20 protein-coding genes and 1 pseudogene are annotated in these 17,990 nt (G+C 56.6%); 13 read left to right on the top strand and 8 right to left on the bottom strand.

Features of this window, described 5'->3' with window-relative positions; translation table 11 throughout:
* Positions 1 to 28: 28 nt before the first annotated feature.
* Complete coding sequence (locus AC1DV9_RS27230) at positions 29 to 427, top strand: ACT domain-containing protein (RefSeq protein ID WP_477950862.1); 399 nt, start codon at positions 29 to 31, stop codon at positions 425 to 427.
* A gap of 79 nt (positions 428 to 506) precedes the next feature.
* Here the strand turns inward: AC1DV9_RS27230 and AC1DV9_RS27225 are convergent, their stop codons facing one another.
* Together AC1DV9_RS27225 and AC1DV9_RS27220 are read right to left on the bottom strand one after the other, a co-directional pair.
* Entirely contained in the window at positions 507 to 1,484 is a 978-nt protein-coding gene (locus AC1DV9_RS27225) for a magnesium transporter CorA family protein (RefSeq protein WP_477950861.1), read from the bottom strand.
* Positions 1,485 to 1,580: 96 nt separating this feature from the next.
* A complete protein-coding gene (locus AC1DV9_RS27220) occupies positions 1,581 to 1,871 on the bottom strand; it encodes a hypothetical protein (protein ID WP_477950860.1) in 291 nt (96 codons plus the stop codon).
* A gap of 625 nt (positions 1,872 to 2,496) precedes the next feature.
* Between AC1DV9_RS27220 and AC1DV9_RS27215 the strand changes: the two genes are divergently transcribed.
* On the top strand, positions 2,497 to 2,874 hold the full coding sequence (locus AC1DV9_RS27215; protein ID WP_112517564.1) for a hypothetical protein: 378 nt from the start codon (positions 2,497 to 2,499) through the stop codon (positions 2,872 to 2,874).
* A gap of 245 nt (positions 2,875 to 3,119) precedes the next feature.
* Here the strand turns inward: AC1DV9_RS27215 and AC1DV9_RS27210 are convergent, their stop codons facing one another.
* Together AC1DV9_RS27210 and AC1DV9_RS27205 are read right to left on the bottom strand one after the other, a co-directional pair.
* Positions 3,120 to 3,515: a nuclear transport factor 2 family protein gene (locus AC1DV9_RS27210; protein ID WP_477950857.1), complete on the bottom strand. Its 396-nt coding sequence runs from the start codon at positions 3,513 to 3,515 to the stop codon at positions 3,120 to 3,122.
* Between the two features lie 26 nt (positions 3,516 to 3,541).
* Complete coding sequence (locus AC1DV9_RS27205; RefSeq protein ID WP_477950856.1) at positions 3,542 to 4,291, bottom strand: SDR family NAD(P)-dependent oxidoreductase; 750 nt, start codon at positions 4,289 to 4,291, stop codon at positions 3,542 to 3,544.
* A gap of 107 nt (positions 4,292 to 4,398) precedes the next feature.
* Here AC1DV9_RS27205 and AC1DV9_RS27200 point away from each other — a divergent pair, with 107 nt between their 5' ends.
* From AC1DV9_RS27200 to AC1DV9_RS27175, 6 genes and pseudogenes are all read left to right on the top strand, one after another.
* Positions 4,399 to 5,301, top strand: coding sequence for a LysR family transcriptional regulator (locus tag AC1DV9_RS27200; RefSeq protein WP_477950935.1), 903 nt, complete (start codon positions 4,399 to 4,401; stop codon positions 5,299 to 5,301).
* Positions 5,302 to 6,018: 717 nt separating this feature from the next.
* Positions 6,019 to 6,309 (top strand): hypothetical protein, encoded by a 291-nt coding sequence (locus tag AC1DV9_RS27195; protein ID WP_112538803.1) that lies wholly within the window; start codon positions 6,019 to 6,021, stop codon positions 6,307 to 6,309.
* A gap of 98 nt (positions 6,310 to 6,407) precedes the next feature.
* On the top strand, positions 6,408 to 6,656 hold the full coding sequence (locus tag AC1DV9_RS27190) for a DUF1488 family protein (RefSeq protein ID WP_112386601.1): 249 nt from the start codon (positions 6,408 to 6,410) through the stop codon (positions 6,654 to 6,656).
* The gene (locus AC1DV9_RS27185) at positions 6,653 to 6,898 is read left to right on the top strand and encodes a hypothetical protein (RefSeq protein WP_477950853.1); all 246 of its coding nucleotides are present in this window, start codon (positions 6,653 to 6,655) and stop codon (positions 6,896 to 6,898) included. Before AC1DV9_RS27190 ends, AC1DV9_RS27185 begins: the two co-directional genes overlap by 4 nt.
* A gap of 606 nt (positions 6,899 to 7,504) precedes the next feature.
* Positions 7,505 to 8,230 (top strand): Crp/Fnr family transcriptional regulator, encoded by a 726-nt coding sequence (locus AC1DV9_RS27180; protein WP_477950851.1) that lies wholly within the window; start codon positions 7,505 to 7,507, stop codon positions 8,228 to 8,230.
* Positions 8,231 to 8,936: 706 nt separating this feature from the next.
* A pseudogene (locus tag AC1DV9_RS27175) lies at positions 8,937 to 9,341 on the top strand (alpha/beta fold hydrolase); the annotation flags it as partial.
* Positions 9,342 to 9,423: 82 nt separating this feature from the next.
* Here AC1DV9_RS27175 and AC1DV9_RS27170 read toward each other — a convergent pair.
* Together AC1DV9_RS27170 and AC1DV9_RS27165 are read right to left on the bottom strand one after the other, a co-directional pair.
* Complete coding sequence (locus tag AC1DV9_RS27170; RefSeq protein ID WP_477950849.1) at positions 9,424 to 10,419, bottom strand: extracellular catalytic domain type 1 short-chain-length polyhydroxyalkanoate depolymerase; 996 nt, start codon at positions 10,417 to 10,419, stop codon at positions 9,424 to 9,426.
* Entirely contained in the window at positions 10,416 to 10,898 is a 483-nt protein-coding gene (locus AC1DV9_RS27165) for an NUDIX hydrolase (protein ID WP_477950847.1), read from the bottom strand. Before AC1DV9_RS27165 ends, AC1DV9_RS27170 begins: the two co-directional genes overlap by 4 nt.
* A gap of 73 nt (positions 10,899 to 10,971) precedes the next feature.
* On the opposite strand from AC1DV9_RS27165, the gene AC1DV9_RS27160 reads away from it, so the two are divergent.
* The 4 genes from AC1DV9_RS27160 (at position 10,972) to AC1DV9_RS27145 (ending at position 14,353) form a co-directional block, all read left to right on the top strand.
* Complete coding sequence (locus tag AC1DV9_RS27160; protein ID WP_477950845.1) at positions 10,972 to 12,423, top strand: CYTH and CHAD domain-containing protein; 1,452 nt, start codon at positions 10,972 to 10,974, stop codon at positions 12,421 to 12,423.
* 561 nt (positions 12,424 to 12,984) lie between these two features.
* Complete coding sequence (locus AC1DV9_RS27155; RefSeq protein ID WP_162698742.1) at positions 12,985 to 13,284, top strand: hypothetical protein; 300 nt, start codon at positions 12,985 to 12,987, stop codon at positions 13,282 to 13,284.
* A 103-nt stretch (positions 13,285 to 13,387) separates the two neighbouring features.
* A complete protein-coding gene (locus AC1DV9_RS27150; protein ID WP_112517554.1) occupies positions 13,388 to 13,687 on the top strand; it encodes a hypothetical protein in 300 nt (99 codons plus the stop codon).
* A gap of 438 nt (positions 13,688 to 14,125) precedes the next feature.
* Positions 14,126 to 14,353: a hypothetical protein gene (locus AC1DV9_RS27145; RefSeq protein WP_112538807.1), complete on the top strand. Its 228-nt coding sequence runs from the start codon at positions 14,126 to 14,128 to the stop codon at positions 14,351 to 14,353.
* 157 nt (positions 14,354 to 14,510) lie between these two features.
* On the opposite strand, the gene AC1DV9_RS27140 is transcribed toward AC1DV9_RS27145, so the two are convergent.
* Together AC1DV9_RS27140 and AC1DV9_RS27135 are read right to left on the bottom strand one after the other, a co-directional pair.
* A complete protein-coding gene (locus AC1DV9_RS27140; protein WP_112386584.1) occupies positions 14,511 to 14,747 on the bottom strand; it encodes a DUF2934 domain-containing protein in 237 nt (78 codons plus the stop codon).
* A gap of 443 nt (positions 14,748 to 15,190) precedes the next feature.
* On the bottom strand, positions 15,191 to 16,879 hold the full coding sequence (locus tag AC1DV9_RS27135; RefSeq protein ID WP_477950843.1) for an FAD/NAD(P)-binding protein: 1,689 nt from the start codon (positions 16,877 to 16,879) through the stop codon (positions 15,191 to 15,193).
* 272 nt (positions 16,880 to 17,151) lie between these two features.
* On the opposite strand from AC1DV9_RS27135, the gene AC1DV9_RS27130 reads away from it, so the two are divergent.
* Positions 17,152 to 17,700 carry a response regulator gene (locus AC1DV9_RS27130; RefSeq protein ID WP_477950841.1) on the top strand — a complete coding sequence of 183 codons (549 nt, stop codon included), beginning with the start codon at positions 17,152 to 17,154 and terminating at the stop codon, positions 17,698 to 17,700.
* Positions 17,701 to 17,990 lie beyond the last annotated feature (290 nt).

The raw sequence follows: 17,990 nt of genomic DNA, 5'->3' as shown, positions 1-17,990 counted from the left end.
TGAAAACAGATCTCCCCGGAAAACCTGCATGCCTACAATCAAGATTGCTGATTTCGATGGCGAATACGCGATAGTTCAATTGGACGCCACCGCAGAGTTGCCCGGATGGTGGTCCGGACCAGGCTTTGGATCTGTAAGCCGCGGGGACGACGAACTATCGATCGTATGCCTGGCTGACCGTGTGCCTGGTGGCGTTTCCAAAGACGGCGGGTGGACGGCTTTCAAGTTCATTGGCCCGTTCGCGTTCGGGGAGACGGGCATCGTCCTGTCGGTCATACGTCCACTTTCGGAAAATGGTGTCGGCATATTCCTGGTATCCACCTTCAATGGCGACTACCTATTGCTGAAGCAGTACGACGTTGAGCGGTCACGAGGTCTGTTGTTGGAAGCAGGACACGAGCTCGTCTCGCTGGCACCCGCTTTCTAAAGTCTCACCCGCGGCCGCCGGCAGAGCCGAGCATCCCGGTCGACAATTCACAGCCTCCGATTCCGCAAACTGGGGATTCTCAAAACCATCCCCGCCGCCAGAACCAGACCAGAGGCGCGATGGCGCTCAGGATGATGGCCGTCCAGGCAAACGGGTAACCCCACTCCCAGCCCAACTCCGGCATGAACTTGAAATTCATGCCCCAGATGCCGGCCAACAGGGTCGGGGGCACGCCGACCACCGAGGCGATCGTTAGCACTTTGAAGATGTCGTTCTGCTCGATGGTGATGAAGCCGAGAACTGCGTCCAGGAGAAATTGGGTCTTGTCCGAAAGATGCGTTTCGTAGTCGCTCAACGAGGAGACGTCCTTGGTCACCGCGTGGAGCTGGTCGCGGAATTCGTCCGACAACATCTCGTGACACACATCCAAGGTAAATGAGGCCATCCTGCCAATGCCGAGGAGGACATCGCGGGCCTTCGAGGATCGATCGCCGAGCGCGCCGACTTTAGAAAGCGCGCGTCGCAGCGTAAAGTTGGCACTGCGGGGAGAGGCCGAACCTTTGAGGTTTCCTTTGAAGACCGTCCGGGACACCTGGTCTACTGCGGCGGCCAGATGCTCAAGAACATCAGCGCCACGGTCGACGATCGCCTCCAGCAGCGCCACGAAAACACCCATGCCGCTGGCAAGCGTTTGATCGTGTTTTATCCGTTCCGCAACGGCATCGAAAGCCGGCAAGTCGTCGAAGCGGATCGTCACCAGAAAGTCAGGGCCGACGATAAAGCCTGCCGGCGAGAGCTCGGCGTGCTCGGTTGTGGCATGACCAACGACGGGTGCGCTGAGGTAAAGCCGGTCTCCCTCTTTGGAAAGCCTGCTCGATACCTCAATTTCGCTCAGGGCATCTCGTGTTGGAACTCTTACTCTTGCACGCCGCTCCACGAATGCGATCTCCTCTTCGTCGGGATCGAGGAGGTCCATCCAGATGACGTGACCAGGCAATGAGTCATCGGCTGCACCTGCCCCGACGGTTCCGTCAATGTCGCGATAGATTTTCAGCAAAGTCGGCTCCTGAGGGCGGCGATAGCAGGAATAGATACGATGTCGTTGCCTCAGCCGCGAGGTGCCAAAAGGTCGCCGGGTCTATTTTGGGGGCCGTCAGTCCGCGTCGTCGTTTGCCTTCGGAAACAGCTGGGTCACGTTGGAACCGGTCGTCTTGTTGACCTGACGCGCCGTCCGTGTGCTTTGCCGGCTTTCCCCCGAGCTTTGCAGGACGCGGACAAAGCCCTCCCCCTGCCGATAATAATCAGGCTTGTCGGGCATACGTAGCGCGTACTCGCTGACCAGACGGTCGATCAGGTCCATCGCTTGCGCCGCAAGGACTGTAGCCTTCCCGCCGGCGCTCGAAGAAGCCATCAAAATTTCGAGCCGAGAGATCGAGCGCATCAAGGGCACGTCCCAAGTTAAGGACGCGATTGCCAAGCCACATGATTTCATCGGCAATCTCCTCATCAAGGAGCTCCAAGCGATCCGGCGACGGCAACGCCAGGACCGGATCGCGAGTGTGGAAGACGAACTCGCCCTCGTTCACCGGATTGAATTCCGGGGTGTCGTGAACGGCTCAAAAGCTCGGCCCCACGAAGTCGTCCAAAGCCAGAACCGCCTGCATGGCCGCTCTTCGTTCATCAGAGGCTGACCGCCTGCGGGAAAGGACGGACGTAAAAGTGGGAAACAGCGCCCCAAGTGTGACGCAACCTGCCCCAAGGATCGCGTCAATTGCCAGAAGGCCCTGTGAAGTCTCGAGAAATTGCTGCACTGATCACCTCGTTACTCAAGGAGCTTAGCGGCAGAGATCCAAAATCGAACCGTCTCCAGTCTCCCCATCGTGCGCCGCGATCGTTGCGGCACAAAGCTCAAAGGTGAGATGCCCACAAGCGGCCGGACCACCGCGACCGTTGCCTCCAGCCTGAGACACACTGAAGGTCATATGGCACTCTGTTCGCGACTTTCTGCGGGAGGGCATTGACCAACCCGTTGCCGAGCACGATTTATTCGGCACTAGGAGCCCGTCGTCATGCTTGTCACCGTCTTTATCTTTATTTTTACAGTACTCGGCGTGCTGGCCGCTCGCTACCTCGTCGTCAAAACGAAACTGACGGAAAAGTCTATCGACGACGCGATTTCGCGAAGAATGCGGACTTCAACGGCGATGTTGGAAATGCGCAATCTTCACGAAATGAATGGCATCATGCGCAACCTCCTGATCGATCTTGTTGAAACCGATGAGCTCGCATACCGGGCCGGCGGCACAGATGTGACGCCTGGTGACAAGAGGCGGCTGTTGGCGCTTCGAGAAGCTCGCAGGCGCGAGGTCTGCGCTGAAACCATTGTGTTCTTGAAGCAGACGGGAGGTTTTCCGGCTTTAACGAAAACAAGCCAGACCAAGGGTTGATCGCGTCGCCGGAGGCGACGCGTCAAGGAGCCAACGTGTTGGCCACAGATTGTGGGCCATACGACGGTCGAGCTCTTCTGCCCGATCTCCGACCGTCGCAAATCGATTACGCCAGCACCTCGCCCGCCGCCGCCGTCCCCTCTCGGGTCCTCGGCCGCGACCTGTTTTTGATTATCAAGAAGTGACGGACGGCAGGCGTATCAGGCCCGTTTACTAGGCGAGAACTTGTCTTGGAGATCCGCCGGTCATTGATCATCGTTCAAAGCCGGACTGGTCGGATCAGGCGCACCATCAAAGAACAGGTAAATGGCGGCGATCCGGCCATCTCTTACGACGATGAAGTCGGTGCCCGCATAGGCCGGCGGTTCACCCGGCACCCCCGACACCCAGCGCAAGCGTCCCGCCTTATCATGCAGCACGTCAGCACGCCCGAGCGTCGAGTATCGGAATGTCGGATGCAAGGCTCGGATGATCCCAGCTATCCGAACGATTTCGTCTCGTCCGCGATAGATCCCGTGTGGTTCGACGAACACGGCATCGTCATGAAAGATTTCTTCGGCGACCTTTCGGCGCAGGGTATCGTCCCCCTCCCCGAAAATGCCCTGAAGGTTGCGCTCAAGAAGCGTGGCGATATCAGCCATGATGGTTCTCCCTTGCGGCGGTGAGCCTAGATCTGTGCCTGGCCGCCGTCGACGAACAGCTCGACACCGTTGATGAAGGAAGCGTCGTCCGAGGCCAGGAACAGCACGGCCTTAGCGATCTCTTCGGGCTGACCAACGCGGCCTGCCGGAATGAGGCCGGCAAGGTAGTTCTTGGTGTTCTCGGCGCTTTGGCCGTTGCCGAACAACTCGTTGAGGCCAGCCGTATCGGTCACGCCCGGGGAGATCGCGTTGACGCGGATATGGCGATCTTTCAGATCGAGGATCCAATTGCGCGCGAAATTGCGCACCGCCGCCTTTGTCGCGGAGTAGACGCTGAAGGCCGGCGTGCCGGAAATGCTGGTCGTCGATGAGGTGAGGATGATCGAGGCCCCGTCGCGCAGAAGCGGCAGTGCCTTCTGAACAGTGAATAGCGTGCCCTTGACGTTGGTATCGAAGGTTTTCTGATAGTGCTCCTCGCTGATTGCGCCGAGCGGCGCCATCTCGCCGCCTCCGGCATTGGCGAAGACGACGTCGATATGGCCATGCTTCTGCTGGACGGCGTCGTAGAGGCGGTCGATATCGACGAGCTTGCTCATGTCGGCCTGCACGCCGGTGACGCGGCCGCCTATCGTCTTGACTGCTGCATCAAGCGCATCTTTGCGCCGGCCGGTGATGAAAACCGATGCGCCTGCCTGCGAAAATGCCTGTGCTGTCGCAAGTCCGATGCCGCGTGTGCCGCCCGTGACGATTACAACCTTGTTTTCAAAAGTTCTCATTGTGTTGCTCTTTGTGGACGGCCTAGTGCCGTTGAAAAGAACATGACAGCGGAACGATTATGCAAATAGCCGTCAAATCTGTTACCCATCGTTCCAAACGGAGAACGATGATGCGGTACGATCTGAATGACCTTGTCTATTTTGCGGAAGTGGTCGCCCACGGCGGGTTCGCGGCGGCGGGCCGCGCACTGCGAGAACCCAAGTCGAAACTCAGTCGGCGGGTGGCAGGACTGGAGGCTCGCCTTGGTGTCCGTCTTATAGAACGCTCAAGCCGGCGTTTCCGCGTAACCGATGTTGGCAAGTCCTTCTACGAGCGTTGCAGGGCCATGATGACGGAAGCCGAACGTGCTGAGGCGCTCGTTGCCGAAGCGCAATCGGAGCCGCATGGGATGATCCGCATGAGTTGTCCGACCGGGCTTGTCGAGGCGATCTCTCCGCTCGTCACGCGCTTCCTTGTTCAATACCCAAAAGTTCGCTTGCAGCTGGTGGCTATCGACCGCCCGGTGGATCTCATCGAGGAGCGGATCGACGTGGCCTTGCGCGTGCGCACCTCACTGGAAGGCGATGCCTCGTTGACGATGCGCTCACTTGGAAACTCGACCCGAATCCTCGTGGCCAGCCCGCAGATCGCAAGCCGCATTGGCTCGGTCGAGGACCTTGCTGCTCAACCAACGCTATCGACCACCGACGATCAGGGCGAAGTAAACTGGTTCCTGGAGACCGAGGAGGGCCGGACGCATACGTTGCGACACGAACCGAGGATTGGCTGCGCCGACTTCACTGCCGTCCGCACGGCAGCCCTTGCCGGCCTCGGCGTGGCACTACTTCCAGATCATAGCTGCAGACAGGCACTGGGCGAAGGCAAGCTGGTGCGTGTTCTTCCCGTTTGGCGCGGCATGAAAGGGCTTGTCCATCTGGTTTTCACGACAAGGCGCGGCCTGCCGCCAGCGGTGCGCAAATTTATCGATGGGCTTGCGGCGGGATTCCCGAAAGACGCCCTGGCTGAGTGACGATCGAGATGCGCTTTAAGCTCTGCGCCGCTAACAACTCGGAAGCTTGCGTCCGAGCGCGAGGAAGCTCGCATCGGCCCATTGAGACCGACCGACTGAGCGCCTTCATATAGATCTCTGTGCTCCTAAAACTCGCTTCTCATTGGACACTGGCCAGGAAACTAGAAAAGCAGCGTTGCCGATATTGTGCTGTAGCGTCTGCTCATATTTCCGAACCTTCGAGGGTCTTTCATCGTCAGGATTTTCCATGCAATGTAAGATAGTCTTCCCGTCGTGGTCCTTGCATCAAACGGACGGCAAGACAGCGCGGGTCAATGTGCGACATGTTGCGATTTTCCTTTGCACTTGGTTGAAGCGAAATCTGCCAGCTGCCTCTCGCTCCTGGAGGGATGCGTCCCTTCTGGATTGAGCGCCAGGAAAAGTCACAATACACGATCGTTCGATATCACTCCTCGTCATCGCTCGCGAAACGCCGGATGGGCTTCTGTGTTTCCGCCACCGGTTCTGTCCAGAGCCTTTCGTTGGCGCTGGATGATAAGGCCAACGGCCATCAACTTCGCTTTACAGACAGCGATTATTCCTCCGGTTTCGATGAAGGCTCGTATTCGTTTGCTTTCTTCGCTCTAGAAGCGCAGGGTTCTTCCTTCAGTAAGCCATGTTCAGGGCGCTGCTGCTTTAGGGTCATCACGCCCTAGCCCCGACTGAAAGGAGGACACAATGTCTTCCGCACTTTCGCCTCACCTTCTAACAGTCGCCGATATCAACTTTCTTCAAAATGTGCTGAAAGATGCGGGCTACTCAAGCCACGAGCTGACAGGCACGCGCGTGACACCCGCAGGGAAACTACTGATCAAATCGTTTCAGGCAGGGATGGAACATCCGGTGGATCTTCAAACCGAGCTCGAAAATCACTTTGGTCGTTACGAAATGAAAACCCGCGTATCGAGTAAAGCGCTACATCCGTTCGCAATCCCAGGCTTACCGCACCGCGACACGACTGCCACGTAACAACGCCGCTCGCCAGCAAACTGCGGAAGTCAGTTGATCGCTTGATTGGCGTCATTGGTTTGCGCCCTAAAACTGCGAAAATTAAAGGTCGGACCAAGATGTCGCTAGTGTTTCCCAACCGAAGCCGAAGTTTCGACGAAATAAAGAACGGCGTACGCTTCACCGGATATGACGGCATGTTTGAAGTCAAATTCCTGGTTGAGGCGTCAGCGTTGAAGCAGACGACGGCGGCGCGGTGCCTCAGCGCATTCGACAGCGACCGGGCATCGGTGCTGGAAGCGGCAGCCAAACTCTATGAGCGACGCCGAAGCAATAACCTGACACTGAGTCTCCAGGATATGGCTTGAACTGCCTGATAACGCAACCGCCGGCATTGGCAGATTTCACCGGCAGCCCTTTCACGGAGAACAACATGATTAGGTTCAGATCGTCAGACGGCAATGAAGCGAGATCAATGGAAATCGCGCTGGAGCTGAAAAAACTGGATGCCGAGATGGCGTCCCCCAATATCAAGGAATCCAGAAATGCGGAGTCTACTGCCCTCTATCGAAAGTTGAGCGCAGAGCGAGATGTGCTGACGACACGGTGAGTGTGTGCCGTCATGTATTCCGGAAACGTGCGCTACGTCACCACCGAACAGTTGAGCTTGATCGCAGAACTTCTGGGGGATGCTGGCCACAGCACAAATGTATGGGCCAATGCGCCTCCCAATGTCGCTGCAAGATTGCTGATCAGACTTGTCCAGGGAGGTATGACCGACCCAATCGATCTTGCTTGCGAGCTTGAATTGAAGGTGGGAGGGAGGCGAGAGCCCGTTGCACTCCTCAGATCAATCCGGCAACTGACAGACCGTGGTTTCTCGATTCACTTCGGCCCCGAACGACCGTAGCTCTCGCGGTTCTTTCTTATGTTGGCCCTCAACCTCTTGTTTAAAGGCTTTCTGGCAGCGGGTCGTAGCGCCGGGGCCTGATAGAAATGGACGATACCGGACAGACTATAGAGCGTTTTCGCTGAACGTCAGGCCTACACGCGAAGTTTCCAACGTCCGATAAAGTGCACAGGGCTGCCGGCCAATTGTCGGTCAAGATAATCCGACATAAACGAATTGTCGGAGACTAGGCTCTGATCATCGGTTGCAATCAATCTGACGCACCGACTTTGAGACCCGATTGCTCTTGCCTCACGAGGACGAGCAATGCCGGAGATTGCAAAATTACTTTTCCAAAATAATCTCTTAGCCAAGTTGGCGAGGAGCGATCTCGATAGAGTTCGCCCGTTCTTGGAGAAGGTTGATCTCCCGCGTAATGCAAGTCTAGCCGAGCCTGGTACCATCAGCGACTACACCTATTTTCCAGAAACGGGTATCGGCTCGATCGTTGTGGGTCCTCCTGATGGGCGCAAATCTGAAATCGCGCTGTTCGGACGAGAAGGCTTGGCGCCCACCTCCGGAATCGCGGGGACTTCGTCCTTGCCTTATCATGTCTTTATGCACGTTGACGGTTGGGGCTTCCGAATTGCAAATGTTCATCTCCAGGCGGCGATGGCCGAGAGCGTCTCGTTTCGGAATTTTCTGACAAGATACCTTCAGGCAGCGTCGGTCCAAATTGCCTATACAGCGTACACAAATGCCGCTCATCAGCTCGAAGCACGTTTAGCGCGCTGGCTCCTGATGTGTCACGATCGTTCCAACGGGGACCAGATCCATCTCACCCACAAACTTATGAGCATCATGCTGGCGGTGCGCCGCCAAAGCGTTACAGAAATGCTCCATATTCTTGAGGGAAAGCACCTTATCGCAGCGGCGAGAACCTATGTAACCATACGGGACCGAGCGGGGCTCCTCGCAGTGGCGGGCGACGCCTACGGGGTGCCGGAACGAGAATACATGGCAAATATTGGCGGTCTGGACCCGACAGCCTAGCTTTATTGGTTCAGGTCTTTTTAGACCTTGGGGCGTTCCGTATCGCTTCCGCTTCGTCTGCTGCCGTTTGTCTGGCGAATATTTCAGCGACAATCTCTACAACATCTGATGTTGACGTGCCCTTCGCCATCTCAGCTCGAATTCTTGCCATCACTAGTTTTTTGTTATCTATCAACGCTTACTCGCCTTCGAGGCAGACTTGCTAGGATGGTGCAGACCGGGTTCAGCTGTGAAGACGGCCACGCTCCACCTACGCGCCGGGCATACTGTGTTTCTTGATCGTGCTTCCGACTGCGCGCAAACCGGAACATCGCTGGCCGCTCGCGAAAGTGTAAGTTGCCGACGGACTTTGTCCCAGAAGATTGCTCAGGGTGGCTGATGCGCCTTACCATCGGCCATCCAATCCGAATCGCAAGGGGGCCGGCGATCTCGATAAGGACTAGAGCCTCTAAGCAATTGTTGCCTAACGCCTCAAATGCACGTTACCGGACATTTATGCAAGCCAGTGGCAAATCTTTCTCAAAGGTGAACAAACCAGAAATACGACTATGTCCAATTATTAATTTGCGCTGGGAATTAGCGTGAACATATCATACATTTCCACAGAACATACCCAAGGAATTGTTGGTATGGAACGCACTTACTCGATTAATTCGTTATGAGCAATGCTTGTGGCCGCGTCGCGATAAATGCACGCTTGAAGACATTGTTCGATGGTCCGCGATCAGCACTCGCTGCCAACCGGTCGAAATTCGTCCGTGATTTCCCGGTGGCCCCGTTTTATGGTTTCAACCGTGAACGCGCAGCTCTGCAGGAAGCGGTGATCCAGAACAGGTGGTGGCAGGGCTCGATGGGCGCCGCAAAAGCACACTAGGACGGCATCAAGGCTTTTCTGAAACGGACCAGACCGAAGATCTCAGTCGATATCGGTCTCCACCCTGGTACTGCACGGTGAAGATGATCAGATAGTCCCACTCGCCGATGCTGCGTGCAAGTCATCAAGCTTCTAAGAAATGGCATCACCAAGACCTATACGGCCTTTTCGCACGGCATGCTCACCGTCAATGCCGATGTCTTGAATGCTGACTTGCTGGCGTTCCTTCAGATCTAACGGACAATCGCGATGTTGCGCGAGCAGAACTGCGAATAGCTGGCAGCGTCATGGACGCCCACGGGCAACTGCCGTGACCAACTCAGCGTCTAGGCAGCCCCCACAACCTCATCAATTCAAGAGGCGCTGAAACGTTGGTCGCAAGCACGAAGGGGTCTTTGATGCGCTGGGTGCCGCCGCGCGATTTGATGGGAAGACCATGTGCCATGCCTGCGATCGAATAGAAAGAAACTGCGGACCCATTGGCAGCCTTCCACGAATGCAGGTGGCCCCAGGTCTTTGTTTGGACGTCACCTGATCGGCGATCGATGTTCATGGCTCCCAGCCATTGGTCGATGCTGGTATCTGCGTTCGCCGGGTTGACGACGCGATCAGCCGTTCCGTGCCAGATGGTAATTGGGGGCCACAACCGCGGTTTAGGCGAGATGGTCGTGATCCTGCGACCCCATCCCTCAGTGGGCGCGGCAGCGCCAGATTTCATCGCACGAAGAGCCGACATCGCGTCGCGAACGGCCCCAACCGGCATTCCGCCGACGATCGCCGCACCCGCAAAAAGATTTGGATAGGTTGCCAACAGGACTGCGGTCATGGCCCCACCGGCTGAAAGCCCGACGATGAAAACGCGGTTCGCGTTGATCTTATGCCGGCTACTAGCATATTCGATCATCTGCTTGATGGAGAGCAACTCGCCGCGGTCGCGGGCGATGGCGCTGGGGCGAAACCAGTTGAAGCATAACTGCGAATTATTGCTTCTCGTCTGCTCTGGATAGAGAATAACAAAGCCCCTGTCCCTTGCCAGCCGCGAGAAGCCGGAAGCGGCATCCAGACTTTCGGGTGTCTGCCCGCATCCGTGCAACACGACCACCAGCGCCGGTTTTTTCGGCAGGTTGGCAGGGATAAATGATTTCATGACGAGCCGCCCGGGATTGGTGCCGAACCCTACCGTTGTTACGAGCCGCGGCGAGACGCTTCGTCTCCGCTTGCGCGCCGGCGGCTGCAAAACGGCTTCTAAGATTCTGGCGACTTTCTTTTGCGAGCGGATTGCCCTCGACAGCGATTTTGCGAAGCTGAACGTCATTGGCCCATGGCGTCCAGCTTTTCGAGCAAGGCCTGCAGGCCCGGCTGGGCGGCGTCACGAACTGCGGCCTTCAGTGTAAACCACTTCTGTTTTCGTACCGCTTTCTCAGGGAAGTCTGCCGCCAGTGTGGAAACCTCAAGGAGATGGACGGCAACCTGGTAGCGATGTGGTGAGCTATCCTTTGTATAGCTGAAAGTGCCGAAAACATCTCTCTCGACCGCGCCAACCACTCCGGCCTCTTCGAAAGATTCCCGTCCCGCGGCGAGATGACTGGTCTCACCGGGATCGAGATGCCCTTTTGGAATGCCCCAGCGACCGCTCCTGCGACTGCCAACGAGGAGGATACTGAGCACTCCATTTTCATTGCGACGATAGCAGATCGCTCCGGCCTGCTGGATGTCACGAGGTGACGTCGGGGTCGAAGAGAATGAGAGGTCATCCGAGAGCATATTGCTTTTCGATTTCTTCCTAACTTTCATCAAAGCGCTGTACCACTGAACTATGACAGCTAGGTCGGCGTTTGAGAGCGTCCACTACAAACTGGAGTCGATCGTGTCATCCGAGACTGAAATTAAGCTCGACCTTTCAGATGAAGCGACAGAGGGCCTTCTCGGTTCCCATCTGCTTGGCGAACCTGCGAAGATTTTGGAGCAACGATCGACCTACTTCGATACGAGGGATCGAGCGCTTTGGCAGGAAGGGTACACGCTGCGCATACGAGAGGTTGGTGAAGCGCACGTGCAGACCGTGAAAGCCACCGGCCCGGCCCGGTCGCTTTTTGCGCGATCGGAATGGGAAGCGCCGATCGGGGGGGATGAACCCGTCCTCGACCACACTAGCCCACTTATCGGCAAGTTTGGCACCAACCTGAAGCTGGAGCCGGTCTTTGACGTTTTGATCGAACGACGCCAATGGGACCTTGAGGAAAACGGCTCGCGCATCGACGTTGTCATCGACCGGGGTGAAATCATATCGGGCGACCGTCGTTTCCCCATACGCGAAGCCGAAATCGAACTGAAGGATGGAAAGATCAGCGACCTTTTCGTTTGCGCGAGAAAGATCGACGGCGTCGCAGGCTTTCGGTTCGGCATGCGCTCCAAAGCTGAACGGGGCTTCGCGCTGATTGAGGCGCAAAAACAGGCTTTCAAGGCCGAGCGCGTCGATCTCGAACCGGACATGAATGCGGCCTGCGCGTTCCAGGCGATTGCCTTATCCTGCGTCCGGCAATTTCGGCTAAACGAGGACATAGTTCTCCAGAAGCGGAACCCAGAGGCTCTGCATCAGGCGCGCGTCGCTCTTCGCCGGCTGAGGTCTGCCTTCTCGCTGTTCAAGATGTTCATCCCCGGCAGCGAACCGGAGCGGCTGAAAGAGGAGCTTCGATGGATTGCCGCGGTCCTGGGCGAGGCTCGGAACGTCGATGTGCTCCTTGTAAAAGCCACCAATGCCGATATCGTCTCCAGGCTGAAAGCGGCCAAAGAGGCCGCCTATCGTGACGCGATTGAAGCCTTAGGCTCATCGAGAGCGAGAGCGCTGATGCTCGACCTCTTCGAATGGCTCGAATGTGGCGAATACCTCTCGGGAATGGGGAGCGCAATGGCGGATATACCGAGTGCTCAGGAGTTTGCGGTGCGTGTGTTGGACAAACAGCGCAAGCGGATAAAGAAGGCCGGGCACAATCTGATGAAGGTCGATGACGAGCATCGCCATGAGGTTCGCAAGGACGCAAAGAAGCTTCGCTATACCACCGAATTCTTCGTTTCGCTGTTCGACAACAAGCGCGCAGCGCGCCGGCACAGGAAATTTCTTGCCGCGATGGAAGCGCTCCAGGATGACCTCGGCGCCTTGAACGATCTGGCTACCGGGCATGAAGTGCTTGAGAAGCATGGCCTCGCTGAGCATCCCGCAAGAGCGTCCGTGGTTTCGCATGCCGACAAGGAGGCGCTGATCAAAAAGGCGCAAGCATCGGTCGATGATCTTCTCGACGCGAAGCGGTTCTGGCGGTAACTGTTGAGCGTCATGTCATTTGCCACCGGGAGAGCACCCGGTCTAACGAGGCGGCACCGGCTATCGACCTATCATCCAGGGTGGTCGCTTCCTGTCAATCAAGCCGAAATCCAGTATGAAATACTCTCGATCTGCAATCGGCGAAGGCGTAAAGCGTCGGAACTTTCTCATCCCGCGCCACCACGGACCGAGACGATAGCCCTCGATATGTAAAGGAGAGTTGCCTTTTAACGGATCGCTTCCGCCAAGCTGATGCCAGAGGGTTCGCCCACCCCTCGTGTGCGGGCGAACCCTATCCCCTACGCGCCGTCGGGGCGGGGCATTGCGATATGCCCGTGTCGCTTAGATCAGCTGGACAGGCCTCAGGATACTGACCCAATAGAGCTACTGCACGGTATCGGACCCGCCGATCAGCAGTCTGGGACTTTGCCGTGACTATCACCGCCAAGAATTCGTTTGCTATTGTTTGTCGTTGAGAGCAGGTTGACTGCCTTGGCAGCCATTGAACGGGCGCTGCCGATTGAGGCTGTCAAGCTTCGCCCCGACCGAAAGGAGGACTTGATGTCTTCCGAAATCAGCACTTCCCATTTGGAAACAGAAGACCTGACGATGCTTCAGGGCATCCTTGTAAGCTGCGGCTATACAGGAAATATCTCGGTACACTCAGACGGCCATATGAACGCTGCAGCAAAGCTTTTAATCAAGCTCTTCCGTGAAGGTGTGAAAGATCCGGCTCAGCTTGCTAACGCGCTGCACCGAAATTTCGACATGACCGATACGGGATCCAAAATCCTGCCGTTTTCGGGCCTGCATCGGTATGCCGTTTACGGCGTAACGCCTCAAGGGCGTCGCGTTCACTAAAAAGGCTACATAGCTGCTTTTTCGAAACGAGTACGCGCGCGCGACTGGACTACGGTATTCGCATTGGCAGGTCGTGCGTCCTTCAGAAATAGAGGACTTGAGAATGAGCCACATATCTGAAGGTCAGAGACTGCTGAGGCTCATCTTGAAACGAGCGAATTACGCGACGTCCGATATCCGAGCCGACCCCGGTGAACCGCATTTGGCAGAAATCGAGATCATCCGCCGAATTGAAGGCGCGACCATAGCTGCTGAGAATTATCCGGCGTCTCGACGGCAGCGCTTGAACTCTGATCCTGCTGCCCTGGCCGCCTGGGAGAACGAGGGGGGTGCGGTGCGTTCCAAGCAAAGCCGGCCCAGGCGATTTCATCATTTCGCCCCTCAGAACCATCCCATCGATTGAAGCATCGATCCGTCAAGTTCTGCGCGCGGATCAAAAGGATATTGGCTGAGAGAGAATGGCATAGCCAGCCAAGGGGGATGCGTCCATTATAGTCCAGTGGTTTTGTCCATTGATCAAAACTGTTGTTTGAAAGTGGCAACACCTCGGCGCGTAGTATCGCATTTACAAAGTTTTCCGGATCCACGCGGTAGCAGTGAATGTCCAATCGATCTTCAGTTGAAGTGTTAGGAAAAGGCATAGGCGAGGACGAGCGCCACATCGCCGGAGGTCATCGTCCCTTAAAGCCAACAGCGGCAAACAATGAAAGACATCACTGGGCCCCCAATTGCGATAGCTGTGCCTTCAAGCACTCGTTTCGCGCTAGCAACGTCCCGAGATGCCGCCTACCTCACGAGCGGGCTCGACACGAGCCCGATCCCAAGGAAACGGATCAATGCCATGAAGACAACTGTTAAAAGCATTTCCTTCACTCGGCCCTTCCAACTAGCTGGGATGGCCAAGCCACACCCGGCGGGGACCTTTGACCTTCGGATTGATGAAGAGCCGATTGACGTGATGTGGGAAGCCTATCATCGGACGATGACGCTTATTTTGAAATCGAATGGTCTCATCGAGGCTTGGCCTATATCCGAAGAAGATCTGGAAAAGGTGCTGGCCGTTAGTTAACGGCATTGATCCGATTTCTTTGACGGCCGCGGCGTCGAGACAGCAATCAGCAAATTGCACCCTGGACGAGGTCCACACTGTGCTAGTGGCCCACGCAAAGGTGGGCCAACTTGATTTCTGGCAGTGGCCCAAGCCGGCTTGGGTATTGTTGACGAAATCAATCCGGAGCGACACTGGATGGCGGCCTGTCGATCGGCGACGCCTTTTTTCTATTTTTGCGGTTGAATTCATCGGAGGCGTGTTGGTTGGCTTCAGTGACCGCGGCTGCCTCCTCTTCGGTCTTCTCATGCTGCTCTTCCGCCCGACGCCAGTGGTCGTCATGCTGGCCGTCTGGGCGGCCTTCTTCCTCCCAGATCTTGTAGGCGCGCTCACGTTGGTCTTGATCTTTATCCATCGACGTTCTCCTGTTGGCGACTGATAATCGCGAAGTCCGTCCAATGTTCCTGGAAGCGCGTCGAAGATTTTCCGATAAAACGAAACTCTCCTTAAAGGGCGGCAATCGCCGGAAACACACACTGACGACTACCACCAGGTGGGGGCTGATTTCGGTGATGCCGTGAACATGGCGCGATCGGAACAGGACAAGTGACTACACACCGACGGAAGCCGTGAGAGGGCTAGATAAAAAGATGGTGGCGCGGGAACGTTCGGTCACCCGGAAGCCGGCTCTTACAGCGGAACGGTCATCGAGATGGCCAAACGCTGCGCCATCACCATGCTTGCAATCAGGAATGAAGACCCCGACTTGTTGCGTGCCATAGCCGGAGGGCGCGGCCGTCGGTTCGAAATCTATGGAGGCGTTATCCGCGAGGGAGTAGTTTCGGTCACTGTAGTGGTCTACGTGGCTTCCCTGGAGCCGTCGAACTGAAACAGCCGCTCGTCCCTGCTGATTGAGGCTAGGATGGCGCGCGCCACCCGCTTCCCGAGTTCATGCGAGCTAGTAATTCCCTGGACGAAGGGAAGCTTGTGAAGGAGAAACGGTACGGAGACGCAGTAGAGATGATTGGTCAGGTCGGGTCCGACGCGCGGCCGAAAGTCTTCATCGATGTCGATGCCCCCGGTCCTACGGAAAGAAGTGTTGGCCTTGTCCAATTCCCGAATTGTGGTCTGTGCGTCCTTCAAGACGTCGGCGCGCCGCAGGCTCGGGAACGGAAGGTCCGATGCCGACAGTGCATGCTGGCCGGTAGCGTCAATGAACGCCGAAAAGCTCATACTCTGGGTGTCCGTGCTGACGATGGTACCAGGTTCGTCGTCGGTGCGTTGGATATCGTAATCGTCGCCTAAGGCGCGCACATGAAGTTTGCCGACATTGTGCAGGGCCAGTAGGCGTTCGACGGATTGGTGGGGGACGGTAGCATAGTCGTCAACGAACACCGTTTTGAAGTGCTCGTGGAAACGCTTTAGGTCGCTCTCATTAAAGTGGGGCACAGCGAGGGCGACGACCTCATGCATGCGCAGGATCGCATAGCGCCATTCTACTATCGAGCGAGTTGCCTTGTTAGCTTTTGCCTCAGAGAGATTTCTCGCCGCCCACACGAACGGGTCTGCCTCTTCACGGACCCGGAAATACCTGTCGGCGATATCCTCGACCGTCGACAGTCCCAGTCCTATCCTTGCGGCATAGTCCGGATCGGTCAGGACAATCTCCTGTTTGAAGAGTTCGAAGACCTCGTCCAGAAGACGATCGGGAACGTCGGAAATCAGTCTTTCGACAGCGCTCTTCGTGCACACGTCTAGAGGCCTGTAGGGAATTGGACAGTAGAAATCCGCTTCCGGAAGCAATCCCTTGCGTGACATCATGGTGAGGTGAAAACCCTCGCTGTCGGGCTCTGGTTGATAGTGGAGCGTATCATCCTCGTCACGAAGGAACATGCCATGAGCTGTCGCCACGGAAACGACGGCGTCGATTCCGCTCAGCGAGGTGCCGAGGACACCCACCTCGACTGGCCCAATCCGCCGGATCGCGTCGGCGGGCCATGGAGACGAGAAATAGCCTGGTGCGACCTCGGTGTTTTCCGGCCAGTCATGACCTGTGGCCATTATGACGTGACCGAATTGGGCTTCGCCAGCCTCGCCGCCGCGACGTGCGAATGACAGGGAGATATCGTCTCTCCCGAGCTTGATATCGAGGATTTTGTGACCGGCTTTCACGTCGATGGCGTGACGCGCCGCAATCCCGCGCTTCACAAGCATCCAAAACTGGTCTGCAAAATAGTCCCCAAGCACGACGCGGGGATAGAACTCACGGTCACCAATCGCTCGTCGTTCTATGCCCAGCACGCGCAGCTCATCGTCAGTTCTGGAGCTAAGCCAATCGACAAGGCTCTCGCAGATCGGCGGGATCTCGATACTAGCGATGTTGGCCAGCATCGCGCGGTCGTTTACGGCCGGATGGTACGGCGTGCCCTTCCCGGCATCTGGCGTCTCCTCGAAGATCGTAATGGAAAGCGGCCTCTCCGACGCGATGAGGCCCTTCAACGCATAAATGCCGGTTGGACCCGATCCGATAATAGCTATCCGTGTCATAAAGTCTTTCGATAATCGCGCCAGAATGGGCGGAGGAAGTTGGGGAGTAAGGAACGTGGGCTGATCCACATGGTTCCGATGTCTCCTGATCCGACTGTGAACACGTTCTCTCACAGACCCCCGGAATCGCGTCAAGTTCTCGGAAATTCGCGGAACCAAATCAAGGCTTCCGCATTTTTCTCCGCCTGTGCAAACGGGGGCAGCAGCAGTCCTCGCTGACCGCTTTTGGATTTCCGGCACACATGCCCACTTCACGCTTGCGAGACCTAGCTATGGATCAAAATAGAAACGATTGGACCGCCGCACGTGCCTATGCTCTTTGGGAGCAAGCTGGACGTCCCTTTGGGCAGGACGATAAACACTGGGCACAGGCCGTGCTCGAACGTGATCTGCTTGAGCTGACACGCGCCTCGAAGGATGGTGCAGAGGTAATCTCACGCGCACGCCCAAAAACGCCGGACCGTTTCGCAATGAGCCACAGCGTCCTTATCGTTGAGGACGAGCCCCAGCTCCGCTACAACTTTGTCGATTTCCTTGATGAGGCAGGGCATAGTACGTTTGAAGCAGCGAACGCCGACGAAGCCCTTATTCACCTCAGAAATAACAAGATCGATATTCTCTTCACGGACGTCGATATGCCCGGAAGTGTGGACGGCCTAGGTCTGGCTGCGACGGTTCGCACTCGCTGGCCTCAAATCAGAATCATCGTCACGTCCGGATTGATCACGCTTGCCCATCACGATGACGAACTTGGCATTTCGTTTCTCGCAAAGCCGGCATCGGGATTTGAACTGCTCGGACTGATTGCTTCCGGCGGTTAGCCCAAGGAAACTTCCCCAGAAGTTGCCCAACCATCGACGCCGAGCCGTCGGAGTGACGCCACCCGACCAACGGCAAAACCATCCCACGATGGAAGCTTGATAGACGCGGCCGCTTGGTCGGAAGTTCTTCGTCTCAATTGAGAGGAGCTGCCGTGACCTCTGTCGCGTCCCCAAGCCATGCGATCGGCGAACCTGACGCCAGTGGTTGAAATCGTTCGGTCGTCCTCGACGCTACAGCACAACAATGGCGGGGTCTGGTCAGGTCGCTCGGTGGCGGACAGGTTCGTGCG

The sequence above is a fragment of the Rhizobium sp. 01L410 genome (assembly GCF_056400165.1).
The sequence above is the reverse complement of the archived record's forward strand: the minus strand, read 5'-3'. Positions and strand labels throughout refer to the sequence as shown.